Below are 2844 nucleotides of genomic sequence, written 5' to 3'. Positions count from 1 at the left end.
CGGGTTCGTTCTTCCCAGACTTTCGTACGCCTCGCGGCGCCCGAAACCCTTCAGGGGAGCGGAATGTCCGGTTCTTGTGCAGAGCTCAGAATACCGGACATTCATTCGATTTGCCGTCAGCTTTCGATCATTCTCAGTGGAAACGAGGCTTGTACAGAATGTCGGATTTAGGACTGTTTAAGACTATAAATTCTTGCGCCGTTAAAACAATCGACTACCATTTGGAACTTGACGCTCCGGTCCAACCAGCACGACATTTTTATGGTTACCATAAAACCCAAGAGTTAATACTTCCGAAATAAATGGTCCAATCTGCCGTGGGGTAAGATTTACGACGCAGGTAACTTGCCTGCCAATAAGATCAACAGAAGTATATAAATCCGTAATTTGAGCAATGGATTTTTTTATTCCAATTTCAGAACCAAAATCAATTTTCAGTTTCCATGCTGGTTTTCGGGCTTCTGGGAAAGGTTCAACTTCAATTATTGTACCTACACGAATATCAGTCTTCAGAAAATCATCGAAAGAAATATGTGCCACAATTTTATACTCCTCTTTTGTATGATGGTATCGCAGGGCTATTGATCTCGCGATGGTGTTTTCGATGGACTGATACGCATGTCATTACACTACAAACAATGAGTGAGAATGCAGCAACTTCAATGGGACGAGGCCATCGATGTTCCCAGAGAAAACCGTAGATAAGGGCAAAAAGCGTTTCAAAAAGAATCATCTGTCCTGTCATGGTCAGAGGAAGTAAACGACTCATTCGATTCCACAACACATTGCCAAACAAGGAGGCAATGATTGCAACTGCCGTAGAGACCTCCACAAACCGACCCCATGAGATGAGGTCGTGCTGCAAGTGGCCAACGAAAAGTGCAACAGGAATAAGACAAATGGCCTGAGCTCCAGTTACAAGGCCTACAAGAAGATTCCAGTCGTGAATTGACACGGAACTTAGGCGGGCAAGACTGCGACTATTCCCGACGACATAGGTTGTCCAGGACAAAAGTGCGGCAATGGACCATAACAATCCCATACTCGTCTGATGTGTCGCCTCAGGTGCTTTAAGAGCTTGCCAGCCAATACAAACTGCACCTGCACAACACAAAAGGAGAGATGGGAATAGAGCTATAAGAGGGATAGCCTCCTTGTCGCGGCTCCCAATAATTGTGACGGCTACAGGAAGAAACCCTATTACCAAGGAGGTTAATGCTATTCCGCCACTCTGTACTGCCTTAGAAAGTAGAACATAATATAAAGTATTTCCAAAGAGAGAGAGCCAGAAAAGAACGCGCCAGTCCTGCTTGTTGAGGTTTGATGTTAGTATGGACCAACGGGGTATAATGATTACAAAGGCAATTATCCCGTAGGCCAGAAAGCGCCCTATAGCCAGTTCAAGAGGGGTAAAATCACGCACAAGTTCGGGTGCAAGAAATACCAATCCCCATAATGCCCCTGCACCCATACCGCATAACGTGCCCAAAGGGATATTGTAGATGTTTTGAAGATGCTTTTCTGTTTCCACACTGCTCACAACACTATCTCCTTAAAAGGAGACATATCACCGAGAAAACGATTTTTGTGCTCTTGATTTGCCCTTAAAATGCAACAAAAACTCACTCATGAATAAAAAGACCATTATGAAACCACTAGACAAGTTTGACAGGGCAATCCTGCGCATTGTTCAAAAAGACAATAAAACACCGCAACGGCAGATTGCGGAGATTGTTCATCTTTCAGCCGCCGCTGTGCAAAGACGTATTGCCGCTATGGAAAAGAGCGGCACTATCAAGCACAACTCTGCTGTCCTAGATGTGCATGCTGTTGGTATGAACATTACGGCTATTGTTGAAGTTCAACTAAGGGATGAACGTATAGAAACTGTAGATTTGGCAAAAAACCTATTTAAATCAACACCTGAAGTTCAGCAATGTTATTACGTAACGGGTGGTATTAGTTTTGTACTAATTATCGTTACAGCAGATGTGCAGGCGTATGAGCAAATAACGCGCAGAATTTTTGCTCAAAATGATTTTATAGCCAAATATCGTTCTCTTATCACACTGGACCGGGTGAAATCAGGTAGCGAGATCGTTATCCCCTAATGTATGTCAAAGAGTGAGAGAGTGCAGCGCTCCAGCATTATCTTCAGCCATGTCCGCTTTGTAGAAGCTTATTGAACGACGAAAACGACCAATAAGAAGGCGTAAGCGGACTATTTCCTGATTTCTGTGAGCCCAAGCTCGTACCACATCCACCCGAAATCGTAGGCGGCCACAGCCCGGCTACTCCCTTGGGCACGGGCCATCAGGCTCTGACCGGGTTTGATATCGGAGGCTTATACAGACTCATGACCAAAGCCTTGAGAGCACGCATATAGACACTGTTGCGCAGGCCTTCCTTCCATCCCCAACGATTGAGATAAACGTCGACGAAGTTCTGGCCATCATCCCAGTCCTGCCCGCGAAAATCCTCGAAGACGCAGCCCATAGCGTCACGGTGACGTCGGGACCGATCATCTCCGCCAGATCTTCGAACGTGATGCCCCCGCCCTGCCACTCCAGTCATGGACAGCAAGACTGTCCTGACTCGACAAGACAGGATCATACCTTGAAACAGGCGACGGGATGCCTCTTCCCACATTCACGCAGACGTGAACACCGACAAAATTGCGCCTGAATACTTTTCCGTTTGTTTCCTATGTGTTTCCTGCGGTGTGATTTAGACACAAAAAAAAACCGCCGTGGTGGGGCGGGTTTACCGTGTGATATCAAGGACTTGAAATGGTTGCGGGGGCAGGATTTGAACCTGCGGCCTTCAGGTTATGAGCCTGACGAG

Annotated in this window: 3 protein-coding genes; 1 reads left to right on the top strand and 2 read right to left on the bottom strand. The window is 46.2% G+C overall.

The features are described 5' to 3' along the window. Nucleotides 1-201 precede the first annotated feature (201 nt). Together ABF463_RS14340 and ABF463_RS14335 are read right to left on the bottom strand one after the other, a co-directional pair. A complete protein-coding gene (locus ABF463_RS14340; RefSeq protein WP_415534694.1) occupies nt 202-540 on the bottom strand; it encodes a tRNA-binding protein in 339 nt (112 codons plus the stop codon). A 4-nt stretch (nt 541-544) separates the two neighbouring features. Continuing rightward, a complete protein-coding gene (locus ABF463_RS14335; RefSeq protein WP_369347537.1) occupies nt 545-1540 on the bottom strand; it encodes a DMT family transporter in 996 nt (331 codons plus the stop codon). A gap of 106 nt (nt 1541-1646) precedes the next feature. On the opposite strand from ABF463_RS14335, the gene ABF463_RS14330 reads away from it, so the two are divergent. Then, nucleotides 1647-2111, top strand: a complete 465-nt coding sequence (locus tag ABF463_RS14330; protein ID WP_253520028.1) for an Lrp/AsnC family transcriptional regulator — start codon at nt 1647-1649, stop codon at nt 2109-2111. Nucleotides 2112-2844: the final 733 nt, after the last annotated feature.

This window comes from Ethanoligenens sp. (genome assembly GCF_047718355.1).
Classification (GTDB): Bacteria; Bacillota; Clostridia; order Oscillospirales; family Ethanoligenentaceae; genus Ethanoligenens.
The sequence above is the reverse complement of the archived record's forward strand: the minus strand, read 5'-3'. Positions and strand labels throughout refer to the sequence as shown.

Excerpts from the sequence above, each read along its gene's own strand:
- ABF463_RS14330 (WP_253520028.1), top strand. The coding sequence starts at position 1,647 with ATGAAACCACTAGACAAGTTTGACAGGGCAATCCTGCGCATTGTTCAA.